Below are 18,470 nucleotides of genomic sequence, written 5' to 3'. Positions count from 1 at the left end.
CCGCAGCCCGACGAATCCCGCGGCACCAGCGGCATCGCGTCGCGGCCGCAGCGGGGACCGTCCGCCGCCTCGGAGACCGGCACGCGGAACCCCTGACGCACTTTGCCGCGCCACGGCCCGCCCGGAACGTGAGCCCGCGACCGCGTACTACGCGTGTCCGCCGCTCGTGTACCGTGGGCTGCATCGAATGATCTCAGGGGGGAACTCGTGACGCTCATCACGGTACTGTGCTGCCTGTCCGTCGCAGGGATCATCGCAGTTCTGGCGATCTTGCCTTCGCGCATCGCGGCGGCGCTCCGCTCAACGATTCTCGAGCGACTGGACGGCCTCGACCGAGCACACGATCGGCTCGAGCGAACGGTTCGGGAGGAAATCTCCCGGAACCGGGATGAGGCCTCGTCGGCGACTCACCAGCTCCGCGACGAGATCCGGTCGACGCTGAAGGACAGCACCGATTCCAGCATCCGGTCGATCGCTGCGTTCGGTGAGCGACTCGATTCCCTGACGCTCTCGGTCGAGCACAAGCTCGGGTCCTTCCAGTCACTCGTCGACAGCAGGCTGCGTCAGTCGTTCGCCGACACGAGCTCGAAGCTCGACCAAACCCGTACCGAGCTCGCCGAATCGTCCGCCGTACTCCGATCCGAGCTCGGAACGGCGTTGAAGCACGTCAGCGACTCGGTCACGAACCAGATGGCCGACTTCACCGAACAGCAGAAGGCTCAGCTCGACGCCTTCGGTGACCAGATCTCGAAGCTGACGACCACCAACGAAGCAAAGCTGGATCAGACTCGCGCCGAGCTCGCGACCGCGTCGAACACGCTCAGGTCCGAGCTGTCGAATTCGCTCAAGAACCTGAATGATTCCGTCCTGAAGCAAGTGGCGGAGCTGGCGGCGCTCGAGAAGGGACAACTCGATGGGTTCGCCACGCAGCTCGCGAAGCTGACGGAGGCGACCGAGAAGAAGCTGGATCAGAGCCGCGCGGAGCTCGCCGACTCCTCCAGGATCCTCCGCGCGGAGCTCACGACGGCACTGAAGAACCTGAACGACTCCGTGCTGAAGCAGATGGCCGACCTCGCCGCCCTCGAGCAGACGCAGCTCGAGGCGTTCGGCACTCAGATCGCGAAGCTCACCGAGTCCAACGAGAAGAAGCTGGACCAGGGCCGGACCGAGACCCAGCAGTCGCTGGCGCAGGTGAGCAAGGAATCGTCGACCGCCGTGCAGCGGCTCACCGATGCGCTGATCAAGCAGGTCGGTGATCTCGCCTCCCTCGAGCGGACCCAGTTCGAAGGTTTCGCGGTGCAGCTCAACCGGCTGACGGACTCGAACGAGAAGCGGCTAGAGGCGCTGAGGGCAACCGTCGACGAGCGCCTGACGACGCTCCAGCAGGAGAACTCGAGCCGGCTCGAGCAGATGCGAGCGACGGTCGACGAGAAGCTCCAGGGCACGCTCGAGAAGCGGCTCGGCGAGTCCTTCAAGCTCGTCAGCGACCGGCTCGAGGCCGTGCAGCGCGGCCTCGGCGAGATGCAGTCACTCGCGAACGGCGTCGGCGACCTGAAGCGCGTCCTCGCGAACGTCAAGGTGCGCGGCACATGGGGCGAGGTCCAGCTCGGGACTCTCCTCGAGCAGATGCTGTCGCCCGAGCAGTTCTCGCGGAACGTCGCGACGAGGTCGAACTCCGGCGAGCGGGTCGAGTACGCGATCCGCCTCCCCGGCCACGAGGACGGCGCAGGCGAGGTCCTCCTCCCGATTGACGCCAAGTTCCCGGTCGAGGATTACCAGCGGCTCGCGGATGCCGCGGACCGGGGCGACGCGGCAGCGGTCGAGGAGTGCAGCCGTGCGCTCGAGCTGCGGATCCGCGCGTGCGCGAAGGACATCCACGACAAGTACCTGAACCCGCCGACGACGACCGACTTCGCAATCCTGTTCCTGCCGACTGAGGGGCTGTACGCGGAAGTCGTGCGGAGGGCCGGGCTGACCGAGCTACTGCAGCGCGAGTTCAAGGTCGTCGTCGCTGGCCCGACGACGCTCGCCGCGTTGCTAAACAGCCTACAGATGGGGTTCCGAACGCTCGCGATCCAGAAGCGCTCGAGCGAGGTGTGGCAGGTGCTCGGCGCCGTGAAGACCGAGTTCGGGAAGTTCGGTCAGGTCATCGAAAAGGTCGACAAGAAGCTGCAGGAGGCCTCCAACACCCTCGAGACTGTCGCGACCCGAAGCCGTGCGATCCAGCGGAAGCTCCGGGGTGTCCAGGAGCTGCCCGCGCCCGAGGCGGAGGCGCTGTTGCTGAGCGCCGCTTCCGCCGTCGAGGCCGGCGAGGAAGAGGCGCAGGCTTAGCCCGCCTGCGCTTGAGCGTCGTCACGAATCGTGTCCGTCGGGCTGCTACCGTGGCCAGGTACATGGCACGACAGGCGACGGCAGCGGCACGGCCCCGTGACGACGCGTTCATCCCCTTCCTGACGGCTTACGACCCGTCTGACCTCCCCGGCACGAGCGTCGACCCGCTCGGCTTCGACCGCGGGTACAACTTTCTCGGCGATCAGATCCTCCCGGGCCTCACGAACGTCGCGAGGCAGCCGCGGTACTTCGGGTTGCTCTGCGCGGGAGTTTCGCTCGCCCCCGCGCCGTCGGGCCGATCCGCCGTCGACCGCGACGCGCGCGAGGAGTGCATCCTTCGACTCGAACGGCTGTGGGCCCTCGCGAACGTCCTCGCGGCCGAGGGCGAGCCGCCGCTCGGCGTTCGCGGCGTGCGGTACGCGCAGGCAGAACGGAATGCGCTCGCGCGCGACGGGCGCCGCAGCACGGGCTCGCGGTTCCGACTCCTGGGCAGGCAGGTCCAGTACGGGGTCCTTGGCATCTACGGCAACGTCGCCGCGGGGATGCGGCTCGTGGACCGTGCCTCGCTCACCCTCTCCGCCGACTACGGCGAGGCGCTCGGCGCGGCGTTCCTCGACGAAACCGGCACCCCGTACACCGTGCGCGAGGCCGCACGCGATCCTGACCGCGAGGTCGGCATCGACGCCCTGAGGAGCTGGGGCACCCGCGCAGGGATCGCGGTTCCCGCGAGCGAGGGCGAGGCGCGCCTGCTGCTGCAGGCGCTCGAGCTCGACGAGACGCGCCGTCGGATGGCGCGAGCCCTCGGGCGCTGGCGTGCGAAGAATGGTGAATCGGAGCTCGCGCGGCTGGCGCGGATCCGGGAGCGGCTCACGGCGGCGGATGTCGACCTGGCGCAGGCAATTGCTGCAATCGTCGCCTACGAGGCCTGCTACCGATGGGCGCTGCTCGGCTTCGAGCGCGTGCTGTGGCTCTGCGAGGCGGCGGGTGCCGTCGAGCTGCGCGATCTCGCCGCGGACGACGTGCTCGCGTCGGTCGGGTCGGGGCTCGTGGGCGCCGCTCTGGAGCTAGAGTCGTGCATCTCCGCCGCGACCGCTCCCGGGTTCCAGACGGGCTTGGTGAGAATGCAGGACGTGAGAGCATTCCTCGCGGCGGCCTCGCGGTCCGGCGGCTCCGCCGGGGAAATCGCGCTGGCGGTGCTGTCCCGCCACGCGGACGTGCAGCACGGGAAGTTCGACCGCGGACGGCGGAAGTCTCCTTGGCTGGAGGTGCAGGGAACGTGCGTGTCGCTGACGCTGGCACGAGCGTCGGAGGTGAGGGGCGAGCCGCGCAGCCCCGATGACGTGCGGCCGCACGAGTACCGGACCGCGTCCGCCGACGCCCTGCTCTTCGCCGGCGACGAGGTGACGCAGTGAGCGGCCGCCGCAGCTCCGCGGAGCCTCGGCGCCTGCTCGAGCGGCTCGCGCCGGCTCCCGAGCACGGCGAAGTGTTGGGCTTCTTTGCCACGACGTACGAGTTCGACCCGCAGTTCTTCGAGAGCGAGCTCCTCCCGGCCTTGCTCGCGCTGGGCGCGTGGAACGATCGCAGCTGGACCGCCCGGATCGCGCTCGAGAACGCGCTCGCGGCGCTCGACGCGGGCGCCGTCCTCCTCGATCAGCGTCGGTACTCGGGACGCCCGCGATCCCTCCGGCTCGACGTCCGTCCGGCGATCGGACCGCAGGGCGAGCTGCTCCACGCGAAGGTGCTCGTCGTCGTGCGGGAGCACGCCGTGTCGCTGCAGGTCGCGAGCGCGAACCTGACGCAGTCCGGGTATCGCGAGAACCGTGAGGTCGCCCTGCCACTCGTCGCGACCGAGAAGGTGCCCGCGATCGCCGCCGTCGTTCGTGACGCGCTGAGCGTCGCTCCGACTTACCTCGCGCCTTGGTGGTCCGAGTCCGCGGAGAAAGTCCGGTCACTCGCGCTCGCGCGGGTGGAGCGTTGGGCATCGGATGAACCTGCCGCCGTGGAGTTCCTCTGGAGCGGCGGCGATGCGGCGCTGTGGCCGCGGTTCCTCGCGGGATGGCCCGCGGCGGATCGCGTCGAGCGGCTTTCGATCGTGAGCCCCTTCTGGTCAGGCGAGGGCGAGCACGGCCCGATCACGACACTCGTCCGGGAGCTGCGAGCCCGCGACGCACTCGCGGCGAACGCCAAGGTCGACCTGTTCGTCGACGCAGAGCCCGTCGGCGATAGCGGCTTCAGGCCGCGGCTGCCGGCGCTCGGCGACTTCGACCCGGGCGCGCTCGGAGTTTCGGTGCGGGTGCACGCCGTGAATCCGCTGCCGCAGGACGAGGACGGGCTCGCGGACGTGCGGAAGCTCCGGAAGCTGCACGCGAAAATCGTCATCTTGCACGGCGGCGCGTGGGAGCTCGCCTACGCCGGGTCGGCCAATTTCACCGGACCTGGCTGGGGCTTCGGCCCGAAGGCAAACATTGAGGCGGGCATCCGGATCGCGCGTGAAGGTTGCGCACTCGGGAAGGCCCTGCTCCCGCCGACCACCGGTGTTCCCGTGCAGCTCACCTCCGCGACGCTTCTGCCCGCGGCGGCCGCTGAACCGGAACCGGTGGTTCCGACGTTCCTGCTCGACGTCCGCCTGGCACCGTCGACCACGTCCCCTGCCGAGCTCGAGCTCGTGGTCCGCATCGACCCCGCGAAGCTCGCCGGGACGTTCTCCCTGCGCGACGGGTCGGGCGACCTGGAGCTGCTTTCGGCGGGCGTCGGTGCGCCGGAGGTGAACCACCTGCAGGTCATGCCGGAGGCACTCCGGAGGCTTCTCCTCGATCCGCGCGTGCGCGTCGCGTGGTGGGCCTCCTCTGAACCATCCGAGTTCCCGGTCAACGTCGACCTGACGGCGCGCGCCGAGTTGCCGGTGGTCGCCGGCGGGGGCACGCCCGACGAGCGAACGCTGCTCGCGTATTACCAGGGCCGGATCACGCTCGCCGACGTGTACCCGCGCCCGCCCGAGTGGGACGGCGACGACGACGGGCCGGACGTCCCCGACCCCCCTTGCGAATCCCGCGTCGACACTTCCCGCATCCAGGCGTACCAAGTCCGCGAGTTCGTCGAGGCGCTCCAGGGTCTTCGAGACGATCTCCGGCGTGCCAGCGGGGCGACGGAGCCGTCGATGCGGATCGCGCTGAACGGACCGGTGAGCCCCGTCGCGCTCGCGCGCCAGGTGAAGCAGGCGGCGCTTGCCGCGGAGAGGACTCCGACTGCGGCAGGGTTTCAGCTCGCGGAGATCGCCGCGTGCCTGCGTGACGCCGCGTCGCTCGTCCAGGAGGACTCGCCGTGGCGCGCGTACGTCGCGTCGGCATGGACGTCCATCGAGCAGATGTTGGAGGACCTCGTGACGGCGCACCCGGACGTGCTCGGATCGAAAAGCTTCAAGCGCTACGTGGACGCCGTTCTAAGGCGGGGTGGCCGAGCGTGATCTCGACGAGCGATGCGTTCGATCTCGGGCTGGACCGGACGCGCATGAAGAACCCGGAGGACGCTGCACGACAGCATGCGACGGCCGGAGCGCTCCTCGAGCGTCTCTTTCATGACGACTCGCGGCGGCGGTGGGAGGTCCAGATCCTCGCCGACGAGGTCGGAATGGGGAAGACCTTCGTCGCGCTCGCGGTCGCCTACTCCGTGCTCGAGAGGCTGACGACCGGCTCCGCACCGCCCGATCTCGAGGGCTGCTATCAGAAGGTCGTCATCCTCGGACCGCCGAACGAGTCGCTGCTTCGGAAATGGGAGCGGGAAGTCTCCGAGTTCGTGGGCCGCTGCGTGCTCCCGGAGCACCGCGCGGAAGCGCAGGTGTGGTTCAAGCCGAAGCGATGCGATCGGCTCGACGACTTCGTGACCGCGCTCGGGAGGCGGGGGAAGCACGCTGCGCGAGTGATCGTCGCCCCCATGACGGTGTTCGGCCCCCGCAAGCTGCAGCTGTACGACGCGAAGCGCAGGTTCCTGCTCGCGGCACTGTTCCGGTACTGGGGCACGGCTTTCCGGCACGACCGTCGCGAGCGCCTGCTACGCGGAGCGCCGGAGGGGTGGGGGCGGAGCGTCGAGGTCGACGAGGCGCACCTCACCGAGATCCCCTGCAGCGAGGACGAGGCGGTGGAGGCGCTCGGCCGGCTCGACCGGTCCTCGCCGGACGGTGCGCCGTCGCGCATTCAGAAGATCCTGGAGATATGCCGCGAGATCTCCGAGCCGTACGTGCGCGACCGCGAGCGCCTCTTCGACAGGGTCACGGACGAGCTCAACTGGGTTTATCGGGAGGTGCTGCTCAAGCTGCTCCGAAGCCCGGTGCCGCTCGTGGTCGTCGACGAGGCCCACAACTGGAAGAACGGCCCCGAGCACGGAACGAACGGATACGACCTTTTCGCCGAGCACCTCGCCTCGAGAACGCGGCGCGCGCTCCTGCTCACTGCAACTCCCTTCCAACTACGGCCCGCCGAGATGCTCGAGATCCTCCGCATCGGGGAGGCGCTCCAGCCCGCGGGCGACCGCACCACCACCGCGGGACGCATCGAACGGCTGCGAAAGCATCGTGAGGAGGTGCTCCGGCCGGTGCTCGAGCAGGCGGATCTCTCGAGCCGACGTTTCGCGAAGACCTGGGCAAAGCTACACGCGGTCCCTTCCGCAGCGCTCGCGGAACACTGGGGATCCGCGCCCCTCCTCGACGCCCGCGCCGAGATCGATCACCTGACCGCGGCGCCCGGCGCCTTGAACGCCGCCGAGCTGGAGCAGGTCGTCGCGGTGGCGACATCGCAGCTCGATCCGGTCGTGCGTTCGTTCCTGGCGGAGGCGCTCCGGCTGTACGCGCACAACCGGGACCTCTCGCACGAGATGGGACACCTCGTCGTTCGGCACCGGAGGAAGACCGATCACCGAATCGTGCGCTCGGGGCAGGAATACGACCACCCGGCGCTCGCGGACGCCCGCCCAGACCGTCACGTCCTGCACGCTGCGGCGGGGATGAACGTGACCGGCGAGGGAGAGCTGCCGCACTACCTCCTTATGCGCTGTGTGTCCGAGGCGAACCGGAACCGGGGACGCTCCTCGCTCGGCTCGGCGCTCACCGGCTGCTACTCCACCCTCCTCGAGTCGGCGGAGGGCAAGAAGGTGAAGGAGTGGCTCGCGTCCCATAGGGACAGCGCGGAGCACTTCGCACTGCTTCTGGAGATGGTGGACCGCCGTCACGATGCACGGCACCCGAAGCTCGCCGCCGTCGTGGAGCGCGCGCTCGCCGCGTGGCACGAGGGCGAGAAGACGCTGATCTTCTGTTTTCGGACGAATACCGCCGAGCGCATCCGCGATGTTCTCCACGACCGGATTTCTCGCGAGCTCGCTGAACGGCGAAAGCGCTGTCTCGGAGGCGAGAAGGCGCTGAAGGCACTCCGCGGGCGCGTGACCAGGCGCGACGGCGACCTCGCACCGCTCGGGCTCGACCGCGTCCTGTGGTCCCTCGCGACATGCGGCGGAGGAGTGCTCGGCGACTGGCCGTTCCGTTCCGAGGAGCTCGAGCTGCAGCCTGCGGATCTCCCGGTCCTCGCGCGCGCTTGCCTACGTCACGGAATCTCGTTGGACGAGGAGCGCACGGACCGCGTCTTCCTGCAGCGCGCCATTGACCACACGATCGCCACCCGGCTACTGGGGGACCGCGTCTCCGGTGTGGTGAAGAGCGCGTTGCGCGCGATTGCAAGCCCGGACTGGCTGGAGCGGCCGTACGGCGTTTCGTACTCGGACGAGATCGAGGGGGACGACGGCGGCGAGGCGGTCGCAATGCGCGGAGTCCACACCAGGTACCCCGTCACTGACGAGGACCCCGCGCCGGCGAGGGTGGACGCACTTGCGCGGCGGCTCGCGGAACGCCGCGATCGCGCCCGGCGGGCGGGAGACGTGTCGGTTCTGGACGTCCCGGCCCGCGGCCCGAGCCTCTGGTTCGGCGGGCCGCCGTCCGACGTTCCGGAGCAGCTTCGGGATGTCGTCCGTCGGCTTCACCAGCACCTCGCCGCGCTGACCGTCCGGGACGGCTTGCTCGACTGGGCCGAGCGACTCCACGCGTGCGAGGCGTTGCGGCGAGCGCTGCTGCGCGACTCGGTCCTCGTGCGGCTGCTGCCGAGCCGCTCCGAGCGGCACGAGAAGGCATGGGGCGAGCTCCTCGTCGAGGAGCTCTGGAAGCCGCTGCCGCGCCAACGCGAGAGCATGGGGCACCGCCTCGAGGTGTTCCTCGAGGACCTCTGCGCGGCGAGTGGGCGACACGATTGGGAAGGATCCGCCCGGGCAACGCTGCTCGAGGCGACGAAACTCCGCGACCAGCGATTCGTGGCGCTCGTGAAGGGCGGCGACCCGAAGGGCCGCGAGCGCGCCTTCGCCGGGTTCAACACGCCGCTGCTCCCCGACATCCTGGTCTGCACGTCCGTAGGCGCCGAGGGGATCGACCTGCATCGGCACTGCCGGTTCGTCGTCCACTATGACCTCGCATGGAACCCGGCCGTCCTCGAGCAGCGGACCGGCCGTGTCGATCGCATCGGCAGCAAGACGTTCCGCGAGCGGGCCCTGAACCCGTCGGGCACCGGACCGTTCCTCGACGTCGGCGTGCCGTTCCTCGCCGGAACGTACGACGAGCGGATGTACGAGGAGCTCAGGCTTCGCGCGCAGGTGTTCGAGGTGCTGACCGGAGGCGACGTCGTCGGTGACGACGCCGGTGGAGACGACGCCGCAAATGGCGCCGAGGGGACCGAGGAAGGTCTCCGATTCGTCACGCTTCCGGAGCGGCTGGTCGCGGACCTCCGGGTCCGCCTGCACGTGTGGGCTCCGCACCCCGATGCGGTAAACGCCGAAGCGGCCTGACCCGCGACGCCCGACGCGAGCGTCGCTGGGAGGGATCCGCGTTCGTCGACACCTGACGAAAGGCGTCTACGGTGCCCGCATGACCGGGGGAAGAGACGGATTCTTGTGGGCGCCAGTGGTCCCAGCTAGGCCGGAAGCTCTTCCGGATATGCCGCCCATTTGCGCATCGTGACGAACACACGATGAATTGGGCAGTGCTCGGGCAGGTCTTCAGGCGGGCCGTCCTCGACGCAGCACCGCTCATCGCAGTAGTCGTCGTCCCGGTCGACGGAATCGTGCCGGCCGCCGTCTCCTCCGAACCCGAGATAGCCATTGGCCAGGGTCAGGTTCCGGTTCAGGTACGCCCAGTACCGGGCGCAAGCGCCGAGCGCGAGGCCGGTCGGATCGCGGTCGGACGAGAGCAGCTCCAGGCCGATCGCGGAGCTCTGGTACTGAGCGCCGCATTGCATGAGCACCATCAGCTGGCGAAGCGTGAGTCGGTGGACCGCCTCCTCGAACTCGGCACGCCCGAGACGCTCCAGGCCCCACAGCGCCATGAGCGGCATCATCAGCTCCGGATCCGCAGGCCGGTTCACGAAGATGTCAGACTTCCACATCTGGATGACCGGGACCTCGAGGTCACTCCGCGGCACCGTCAGGCCGAAATCGAGATACCCGGCCTGAAGCGCGAACATGTTCGTGCGGTGTGTCGGATCTCGCCCGGTCGCGGCGATGTCCCGCGCCATGTGTTCCGCGAGCTCGCGGTGATGCGATACGACTGGCGTGCCCCCCGGAGTTTTGACTGGCGTACGGCCGTCCACGACGACGAACCACTCGTCCAGCCTCGCGACGGACAGCGTCATGCCTTCTCCCCCCACCCGCGCCATGTCGGGACCGAATGCCCGAGTTGCGCTCGGAACAGGTCGTCGTCCACGAGTTCCTGCCGCTGCACCCACTCCAGGTCCGTCGGATCCGCGACGCATAGGTAATGCGCGTTCTCCGGAGCTCGCTCGAGCGCATCCCACGCTGGCGCAAGCAGCGGACTGCGCGCCGCGGCGCGCTCGAGCGCGGCTCTGGTGAACGCGAACACCGTCGAAACCGGTGGGATGCCATCCGCGAGGACGTCGTGGTTCCCGGTCAGCGACATGGAGGAGAAGGAAAGCTCGCGCCGATCGTCTCGAACTTGGCTCAGATGGCCCGCCAGCCGGTAGTTTCGCGTGAACTGCAGGATCGCCCACGGCAACCCCACATCCCGGACCGCGTTCTCGACACGGAGTTGGAACCTGAACGCATCGCAGCTCAGGCTTACGAGAGCTTCGTCGAGCGCGTCGTCCGCGGCCGGCGACCACGCGAGAGCCTGCGGCACTTCCTCGACGACGTCACCGCGACGAACTACCTGCCGGAGTTGCTGAATCTCGAAGACGCGTGCCGTCCCCACCCGTTCCCCCCTTCACGCCTGCGCCTCGGTCCATGTGCCGCTCGCGGCCAGAGCTGTTCGTGCCAGGCCTTCAGCGTCTGCGCGCGGCGCTCCGCGGTGCTCGATGACAGCGGGCTCACCGACTCGAGGAACTCGGCGGCTGAGGCGGGATCGACGTCTGCCACGCTGCGCTTGCCCGCCCAGCGCGCCCAGGCCGTTCCGCAGGTGCTTCGCTCGAACCCGTCGGCCGCGCAGCGAAGCCGCGCGGCAGCATTCACTGGAAGGCAGCGCCATCCGGCCGGGGTAGGCTCACCGTCCTTGTCGAGGAACCCCAGCACCTTCGCAGCGTGCACGTAGTACAGGACCTGTCGCTCGACGACGCCGAGTGCCTGAGGCGTGATCTCGGCGCCGGCAGCGGTGAGCTCGAGCACGCGAAACACGGTGTCGAGCATGTCCGCCTGCGGGATCTCCTTGGTCTCGAGCGACACGGCCGGCGTCGGTCTGGGCATCGGCCTTCCTCCCACGCACTGAAGACCTCGTGCGTTACTCGTCCTCGCGAAGCCCCAGGACCTGTACCGTCCCGCGGCGTCGCCGGTCATGCCCCCACACGAACCACGCGTACTCTATCGAATCGGTTCCACCCCCGGTGAACGAAGGGCGATTCGGAAGCACGTACACGTCGGGCGCGTGTGTGCTCATGAAGCTCCAGCGCGACTTCGATGCGAGATAGTTCAGTCTGAGCAGCATCACGACGGTATCCGCGCACGTCAGAGAAGCGTCGATGAATTCCTGCGCGAGCCGGAACGGTGGATTCGTGATCGCGACCGCGAAGCGGCGCCGCTCGAACGCACCGCGGCGCGCAGCCTCGATGAAGTCCCCCGTCGTGATCGCCGCACCCGGCGCCGCTGAAGCGAGACGCCAGCGCTCCTCGTCGCGAAGCTCCCACAGGTCCCAGGTGACGTCCGGGCGCCGCACGGCGCGCACAATCGCGCCGTCGCCCGCGGCTGGCTCGAGCCACTTCCCTCCGGGCAAGTCGACCGCCTCCAGGAGGCGGCGGACGCACCACTCCGGCGTCGCATAGTAGTCCGCCGGCGAGCGGCGACCGCCGCGGTTCGTAGCGCTCACGCGATCCCCTCGAACACGTGCTCACGGTGCCACGCGAGATATCGCTGGTGGGCCAGCCCGAGTCCGGGCACGACTAGGCGGCGGTCGATGCCGAGCGCCTGCCGCGCGGCGGCAGAGAGTGATCCGGCGCCACGCACCCCGCCGTCGTCGTCGACCGTGATGAGCCCCGCGTCGAACGCCGCGTCGAGGTGCGGAGCCAGCAGGAGCCCGTTGAACGGATCGAGCCGCTCCGCGTCCGAGTCGCACTCCGCCCAGGGCTTGATGTGCCCGGCCCGGAGTAGCCGCGGCTCGTCCATCCCGGTGAGCGGGCACCGACCACCCCACCACGCCATCAGCCTCGCGCGGAACACGTCCTGTCCGATCCGCTGCACCGTGAGGCGCTCCGCCTCGGTGGAGCGTGGGAGCCCAGCGGTCTTCTGATCGAACTCGCGCAGCGCTTCGTTGACGTCGCGATCCGGCTCGCGGGGGGAGGGCAACTCGCCGCGCACGAGCGGCGGGTGAAGCGCCCGGTGCACTTCGGGATCAACACCGCTGTCGCGCGCCAGCCGCGCCGCGAGTGCGAAGATCTGGCCAGCGGCCTCGTACACGCTCGCCCCAGACCCCCAGTTGTCCTTGACGCGCGGATGCGGCAGCCGTGTCGCGATTAGCTCTGCGAGGGCCTTCCGGTTGGCCCGCTCCGCCCGACGCTGCGGGGTCGGGTTGTAGTCAGCGGCCTCACGATCGAAGAAATCGACCGGGTACATCGCCGTGCCGGGACCGGGATCGCGCGGCGGCTTCAGAGCAGGTCCCAGCTGGTTTAGCGAGAACAGTGCAGCGTGGTACGCGCGCGAGAGGTGGTCGTACAGGCTCCCCGGCGGGACGAACGCGTCGATCGTCGACGACTTCTCCCGCTCGGTTCCGGCGGAACGCTCCGGCAGTGCGGCCCAAAGCGCGAGGAGCGACTCGCGCTGTCGTGGGTTGCGCTCCGCCATCTCGCGCAGAAGCCGCTGCGCCGGCTCGTCCTCGATGCGCGTCGGGTTCGGAGCGAACCACCTCGGACCATCCTTCCCCACGCCCAGGTGCTCACCACCATCGCGAATTCGGACGGGCGACGCGAGGAGGAGGTCGTCTGCGGCTACGGCGTAATAGACCCCCCGCGAGCCGTCGCTCGGAGCGCTGGAATCTTGCATGTATCCAAAGGCGATCCCGGGCACTTCGGGACGGCGGATCGCTCGCGTCGAACCGTCCTTCTTCACGTACGAGTTCGGCGTCACCGCGGCGCGCCCCAGCAAATGCCGGTTCGTCTCAAAAGGTCCGCAGTAGTAGAGCGCATGGCGCGTCGTCATCGGAGTGATCTCCTCCGGCACATCACTTCCAGAACCGGCCCGACGAGTAGATTCGGCCGTTCGGGTGCGAGCGCTCCCGAAACGGCGGCTCCGGAGCCCGTATGAATGTCTGCGCTTCGGGATCTTCTGCGAAGCGCGAGAACCCGTTCCTGATGAGCGCCCGGTCCGCGTCAGCCATGCTCGGGAGAACGAGTCGGTCGAAGACACCGGCCCCGTCGTCGAAGAAGAAGATGGTCGCGCATCCGCTCGCGTCGTCATCGACGAGCGCCCAATTCTGTTGGAGCATCTCGATGACCTTGAACCAATAATCGCGACTCCGGATTTCGATTATCGGTACCTCTGCTCTCTTCCGTCGATGGTCGAGCATGGTGCCCTCACGACAACGCCGTGACTGGTTCGCCAAGACCTCTTCACGCCGATGCTTGCCACTCGGGTCGGACTTCGGCGGTGGATCACTCCGCCGGCGCGAGGAACCGCACTGACTTCAGCGGCATCCGCCGCTTCGCGGACTCGTCGAGTCGACCGTAGTGTTCGACCCAGAGATCGAACAGCTTCTCCATGTCGAGAAGCGAAACCCTCCGCTTCTCCTGCTTTCGCGCCTCATCCTGAGCGTCGCGCGTGAACCCGCCGGTGTTCACGAACAGGCCGACGTCACCCTCGCCGAGGACGGCGAGGAACGAGCGCAGGTCGGCAACGTCGATCTTACGGTCCACCCGCTTGACCTGGACCTTCACGCGAGGCGGCTTGGTCCCGAGGGGATCGGTGAAGGCGAGGATGTCGACGCCCCCGTCCTTCCCGGGCGGCGCGATCCAGTCGACGTGGTACCCCATCGCCCGGATGAGCCCGGCGACGAGTTCCTGAAAGTCGTACGGCGGCATCTTCTGCAGGAGGTTCTCGATGCCACGCCACGCCGCCTCCTCAGCCTCCTCGAACGACTCGATGACTGCGCGCTCGGCGTCGGGCGGTCCGTCGGTCTCTTCGGCATCGTCGCCGCCGCCTTCACTAGGCTGCGCCTTCTTCCACTCGCGGTAGAGCCGGACCGCTTCGCGGTAGAACTGCTCGGGGTCGCGGTGCTTCTTGAACGCCGCCTTCCCTGCGTCGGTCACGACCCAGGTGCCCTTCGTCTTCACGAGCCACCCAGCTTTCACCGTGTCGACCGTCGCGAACCGGACATTCTTCTCGAAGCGGCGGGCTCCGTTGGCGTAGGCGCCACGTTCCCATTCCGTCATCGTCACCGCGTTGGCTGTCGCCGCGAGCGCGTCCTTCGCGGCCATGCCTTCCGGGTGATCGATAAGGATCTCGAACAATTTTCGGACGAGCTCCCCCATCCGCTTCCGGCTGGTGTCTCCCACAGTCCCTCCGCCGCGAACCTCGGGTTAGGTAATCCGTGTGACCGCGTCCTCGAACTCCGCCTGCCAGGGGCCCCAGTGCGACATCTGGTTTCCCAGCCGCTGGTCCTTCAGGGCGGACGCGGTCGCGCGGGGGCCGCATTTGCGGGTGAGCGTCGCGAACGCCTCGTGCGTGTAGCGATACGCCGCGTTGCCCGTCTTCGAGAACTCGACGATGACACCGTTCTTGAAGAACAGCACGAGCGCATCGAGGCCGCCGCTGCCGGTCAGATCCCGCGCGCGAGAGAGTGCGCTCTTCGCCTTCTCATGCATGTCGCTGTGCGGCGGAAACCTCCGCGTCAGCAGTTCCCTCGTAGACGCTGAGAAGTAGAACGTCGTTGCCACGAGTTTCTTGAGGTGCTTCCGCCAGAACTTGCGCCGCTCCTTGTCGAAGTCGATCGTCTCGAAGAACAGGTCGAGATCCTCGGCGAAAAGCCGCTCGAGCAGCTTGTCGTACGTCGTCGGCGCGATCGTTTTGAACTGCTTCCACCCGCGCGCCTGTGGGCTGGTCTTCGCATGCCAGCCGCTCCGGGGATCGCCCCACGCGGCGATAAGGATACGGATCAGCTGGTCGGCGGCGACCTCATTCACCGTGCCGCCGCCAAGGTGGAACGCGAGGCATGCGTCGGCGAACGCGACGTTCGCCTCGATCGTCTCCGGAATCCGGACTGGGAAGGGCTGTGTCCCGTGTCCTGCGCTGCGGAACCACGAGGATTCACCGACACGCGGCAGCATCATCGCTTCGACACAGACGTCCGTCTGCACCTCGGCCCACAGCCACGGCCATCGATCGCCCCGGAGCCTCGCCCAGGCGGCGAAGACGAGACAGGTGTAGGGCCAGGACCGGTCAAGCAGACCTGGAGAACAGAGGCGCCGAACGAGCTGCGCGAAGCTCTCAACGGTGCGGCTTCCGTGCGCTACCGCATCCGCGGATGCCCGATGGTCAGGCGCGAGCAGATCGGCTTTGTTGATTGTGCCGTTGAAGAGCGCCACATCTGCCGGTGCTTCCCCGGCGAGCCGAGCCCAGGAGGACCAGACATGCGGAGGCAGCGTCAGCCGCTCGCGCATCAGCGTCGCGAGGTAGCGGTCCCATGCGCCCGGCCGGGCGGCGAGCACCGCCCGGAGCAAGTCAGGTTCAACTGACCGAAAATTACGCGCGAGGACGCGCGCGTCGCGCGGCGTGACTTCCTCCGCAGTCCCACGCGCGATCGCCTCCTGGACGCGACGAACGACGACGGCGAGGTCCTCGACCGGCTTGGGCGCACGCGGCCGCCCCGCGAGGCCAACGGTGGCAATGCGTCGTTCGAACGCCTCTCGCGTCTGATCCAGCCGCCGGCCGGTGTCGAGGCCGATGTTGTGCACACGATCGCGCGCAGCACGAAGCGCGGCCGCAACGTCGTCCGGTGTCACGGCGTCGTCCCCGCGCGCGCCAGCGCCTCACCGCCGGAAGTGAACCTGACCTTCAGGACGACGCGGCGGTCGGCGGCATCATCCGCCGGGCGATTTAGGGCGTCCCAGCGGCCAGCGAAGCGCTTCGGTTCGACCGGGCCGCGCCCCGCAACCGTGAACCGGGTGTCCATGCAGCCGCGGGTCTTCTCGTCGTCCTGCAGCCTCTTGCGAACCGCGAAGTACACCTTCTGGGCGCGCCGGGCGCTCAGGCCCACGTTGTACTGATACCCGTCATCGCCTCGCCTACCCTGCGGATCGGTGTGTCCTTCGAGGACGATGCTGTTCGTGAGCTGCTGATCGACGTCGCACACTAGCTGAACCACGCGCCTCAACGGCTCGAGCAGCGCGTCCACGTCGTCCGCGACGATCTCATCGCTTCCAACCCGGAAGTAGAGAGCGTCCTCAGGAAACTCAACGCTCAGGACGAAGCGGTCGTGAGGATCCGTCTGCACGGCATCGCGCAGCTTGGGCTCGGCGTGCAGCTTCGACACGAGCTCTCCGAGGGCGACGACCGACTTCTGCTGGACGTCATCCACGCTCTGCAGCTTCGTCTGGAGCGCGCGGTTGGCCTCGCTCGCGTGCAACATGAAGATCGCCGCCAACAAAAGGAACGTGACGGCGACACTCGCCATCAGATCCGTCATCGAATGCCCGAAGTCCGGGAGCTTCCGTGGGCGGCGCACCGCTATCTCCGCGCCTCGGGAAGTCGCTTCACGTGCTCCGTCATCTTGGCGACGGCCTCCTGGAGGTCGTCCACCCGGTCGCCCACGGTTTGTCCATAGAGCGTCGTCGCGGCGGCGAGCTTGTCGGACAGCTTCTCCCACGAGCCGAGCATGTTTCCGGTGGTGCTCTCGACCGTGCGCGCGACGTCCTGGAGCAGCTGGGGCCAGACGCTCTCCATCTTCTCGAGCGACGACGCGTTCCGGGCCGTAAGGTGCGCCTGCTGCTGCAGGGACGCCTCGAGCGCACGCCGGGCGTCGTCCGAAGCGCGCATCGTCGCGCTCGCGGTGTCGGCGGCCGCCTTCAGCTTGGTGGCGGCGTCCGCGATCTGCGAGACGCCCGAGCTCGACGCCTGCAGCGCCCCCTGGACCTGGCGCATCAACTCGCTCACCAACTCGGCCGAGGCCCCGAGATCCTCGGTAACGCCCTTGACCTTTCCTGCGAGCGCCTCGAACTGCGCGACGCTCGCGCTGCTGCGGCCCGCGCTCGTAGTCGCGGCGTCATCGAGCGCAGCCATGATGCGCAGGATCCGCGCGTTGGTCTCCGTCAGCACGCGAGTCATGGCATCGGAGCCCTCTCTCACGAGGTCGTCTCCGAGCCGCTTCACGTTCTCTTGTGTGGAGCTCGTCACGGACGCGAGCAGCGCCTGCTGCTCGTTGTGCTGCTGCTGGAACCCGTCCAGCGTGTCACGGAGCAGCGATCCCACCCCGCCGAGCTCGTTCGACAACTGCGAGATCACACTCTGCAGCTGCTCGACCAAGCCCGCCATGTTCCGGGTCTCGCTCGAGAATCCGCCCGTGACGACGTCCTGCAGTTTCCCGAGGAGCTTCTCGAGATCCGAACTCGACTGCGACTGCAGGGTCTTCTGAATGCCGTCCAGCGACGTGCCAAGCTGCTTCGCGAGCTCCCCCAGATTCCCTCGCAGCGACGTCTCCATCTGCGTCCGCATCTTCTCGGCCTCGTCGCGGATGTCGCCGAGGAACGTCTTGATGTGGTCCGCCATCGCGTCCTGGACCATCGTGCCGAGCGTTCGGGTGACCTCCTCGCCGAGGTCCTTCACGCTCACCTCGATCGCCTGGAGGCGCTCGAGGCGGCCCGTGATCGACGTGGAGGAGTCACGCACCGCCCGCGTCGACTCACGCACCGCTTCGGTCAGGACCGCGAGCTCACGCGAGTGCTGCTCGCGCATCCGGAGCTCGACCTCTCGGTGCTGGATGAAGTCCGCCGAGAGGAATTCCCGTAGCCGGCGCACACCTGCGGCGAGGCGAGCGTCGGTCGCACGCAGCACGAACCCGTGCGCGATTGCCGCGACGATACCGGCGCATGAGATGACGAACTTGAACCCCATTTTCGCGACGGCATCGGCGAGCGCCGTCGCCTGCGCCGCGCTCGTTCGCACGGCCTCGCCCGTAGCAGGGGCTTGCGTCGCACCGGCGCTGATCGCATGTCGCACGTCGACGAACAGCACCCACGCGATGAGCCCGAAGGTGAACACGAGCGCGATGCCGGTGTACGACGCGCCCCACACGAGCGCCGCACGCTTGCTCTTCGCCTCCTCTGCCCACTCTTGGAGCAAACCGTCGAGCGGCTCGGAGAGGACGATGCGCCCCTCGTAATGCCCGGTCTCCTTCGACCGGAGGGCAGTTACGGCATCGTCGATCAGCTCCCCGATGCCTTCCCGCTGCACGGCCGCGGGCTCGCCGCGGACGCCACGACGAATGGCGTCGGCCAACTCTTGCGAGGAGTCCCGAAGGAGCGTCGGGAGACTGGCCAGCGACCGCCATGACCAGCCGAACAGCGCGGTCAGGAATCCGACGGCGACGACGAGGGTCCACTGGTCCCTCAGAAAGTGAAGCACCTCTG

At 68.3% G+C, this 18,470-nt stretch carries 14 protein-coding genes; 4 read left to right on the top strand and 10 right to left on the bottom strand.

The window, feature by feature from the left end; translation table 11 throughout:
• The first annotated feature begins 207 nt into the window (after positions 1-207).
• From rmuC to MNZ39_RS24775, 4 genes are all read left to right on the top strand, one after another.
• A complete protein-coding gene (gene rmuC / locus MNZ39_RS24780) occupies positions 208-2,331 on the top strand; it encodes a DNA recombination protein RmuC (protein WP_242333362.1) in 2,124 nt (707 codons plus the stop codon).
• 50 nt (positions 2,332-2,381) lie between these two features.
• On the top strand, positions 2,382-3,743 hold the full coding sequence (locus MNZ39_RS01300) for a hypothetical protein (protein ID WP_242333360.1): 1,362 nt from the start codon (positions 2,382-2,384) through the stop codon (positions 3,741-3,743).
• 326 nt (positions 3,744-4,069) lie between these two features.
• A complete protein-coding gene (locus MNZ39_RS01295; protein ID WP_242333359.1) occupies positions 4,070-5,794 on the top strand; it encodes a hypothetical protein in 1,725 nt (574 codons plus the stop codon).
• Positions 5,791-9,204 carry a helicase-related protein gene (locus MNZ39_RS24775; RefSeq protein ID WP_242333353.1) on the top strand — a complete coding sequence of 1,138 codons (3,414 nt, stop codon included), beginning with the start codon at positions 5,791-5,793 and terminating at the stop codon, positions 9,202-9,204. Before MNZ39_RS01295 ends, MNZ39_RS24775 begins: the two co-directional genes overlap by 4 nt.
• A 125-nt stretch (positions 9,205-9,329) precedes the next feature.
• Here the strand turns inward: MNZ39_RS24775 and MNZ39_RS01285 are convergent, their stop codons facing one another.
• From MNZ39_RS01285 to MNZ39_RS01240, 10 genes are all read right to left on the bottom strand, one after another.
• Entirely contained in the window at positions 9,330-10,046 is a 717-nt protein-coding gene (locus tag MNZ39_RS01285; protein ID WP_242333351.1) for a hypothetical protein, read from the bottom strand.
• A complete protein-coding gene (locus tag MNZ39_RS01280; protein ID WP_242333349.1) occupies positions 10,043-10,621 on the bottom strand; it encodes a hypothetical protein in 579 nt (192 codons plus the stop codon). The genes MNZ39_RS01285 and MNZ39_RS01280 overlap by 4 nt, the downstream gene beginning before the upstream one ends.
• Complete coding sequence (locus MNZ39_RS01275) at positions 10,576-11,109, bottom strand: hypothetical protein (protein WP_242333347.1); 534 nt, start codon at positions 11,107-11,109, stop codon at positions 10,576-10,578. Before MNZ39_RS01275 ends, MNZ39_RS01280 begins: the two co-directional genes overlap by 46 nt.
• A 34-nt stretch (positions 11,110-11,143) precedes the next feature.
• A complete protein-coding gene (locus MNZ39_RS01270) occupies positions 11,144-11,725 on the bottom strand; it encodes a hypothetical protein (RefSeq protein ID WP_242333345.1) in 582 nt (193 codons plus the stop codon).
• On the bottom strand, positions 11,722-13,050 hold the full coding sequence (locus MNZ39_RS01265; protein ID WP_242333343.1) for an HNH endonuclease: 1,329 nt from the start codon (positions 13,048-13,050) through the stop codon (positions 11,722-11,724). Before MNZ39_RS01265 ends, MNZ39_RS01270 begins: the two co-directional genes overlap by 4 nt.
• 22 nt (positions 13,051-13,072) lie before the next feature.
• Complete coding sequence (locus tag MNZ39_RS01260) at positions 13,073-13,417, bottom strand: hypothetical protein (protein ID WP_242333341.1); 345 nt, start codon at positions 13,415-13,417, stop codon at positions 13,073-13,075.
• Between the two features lie 85 nt (positions 13,418-13,502).
• A complete protein-coding gene (locus MNZ39_RS01255) occupies positions 13,503-14,378 on the bottom strand; it encodes a restriction endonuclease (protein ID WP_242333339.1) in 876 nt (291 codons plus the stop codon).
• Between the two features lie 48 nt (positions 14,379-14,426).
• Positions 14,427-15,848, bottom strand: coding sequence for an EH signature domain-containing protein (locus tag MNZ39_RS01250; protein ID WP_242333337.1), 1,422 nt, complete (start codon positions 15,846-15,848; stop codon positions 14,427-14,429).
• A complete protein-coding gene (locus MNZ39_RS01245) occupies positions 15,845-16,531 on the bottom strand; it encodes an OmpA family protein (RefSeq protein WP_242333336.1) in 687 nt (228 codons plus the stop codon). The genes MNZ39_RS01250 and MNZ39_RS01245 overlap by 4 nt, the downstream gene beginning before the upstream one ends.
• A 41-nt stretch (positions 16,532-16,572) precedes the next feature.
• Positions 16,573-18,465, bottom strand: a complete 1,893-nt coding sequence (locus tag MNZ39_RS01240) for a hypothetical protein (RefSeq protein WP_242333334.1) — start codon at positions 18,463-18,465, stop codon at positions 16,573-16,575.
• Positions 18,466-18,470 lie beyond the last annotated feature (5 nt).

The organism is Anaeromyxobacter sp. SG66 (genome assembly GCF_022690805.1).
Lineage (GTDB): Bacteria > Myxococcota > Myxococcia > Myxococcales > Anaeromyxobacteraceae > Anaeromyxobacter > Anaeromyxobacter soli.
The sequence above is the reverse complement of the archived record's forward strand: the minus strand, read 5'-3'. Positions and strand labels throughout refer to the sequence as shown.

Bases quoted from the DNA above. Each gene is read 5' to 3' on its own strand.
- MNZ39_RS01255 (WP_242333339.1), bottom strand. From the start codon at position 14,378: ATGGGGGAGCTCGTCCGAAAATTGTTCGAGATCCTTATCGATCACCCG.
- MNZ39_RS01245 (WP_242333336.1), bottom strand. From the start codon at position 16,531: ATGACGGATCTGATGGCGAGTGTCGCCGTCACGTTCCTTTTGTTGGCG.
- MNZ39_RS01265 (WP_242333343.1), bottom strand. From the start codon at position 13,050: ATGACGACGCGCCATGCGCTCTACTACTGCGGACCTTTTGAGACGAAC.
- MNZ39_RS01275 (WP_242333347.1), bottom strand. From the start codon at position 11,109: ATGCCCAGACCGACGCCGGCCGTGTCGCTCGAGACCAAGGAGATCCCG.
- MNZ39_RS01260 (WP_242333341.1), bottom strand. From the start codon at position 13,417: ATGCTCGACCATCGACGGAAGAGAGCAGAGGTACCGATAATCGAAATC.
- MNZ39_RS01285 (WP_242333351.1), bottom strand. From the start codon at position 10,046: ATGACGCTGTCCGTCGCGAGGCTGGACGAGTGGTTCGTCGTCGTGGAC.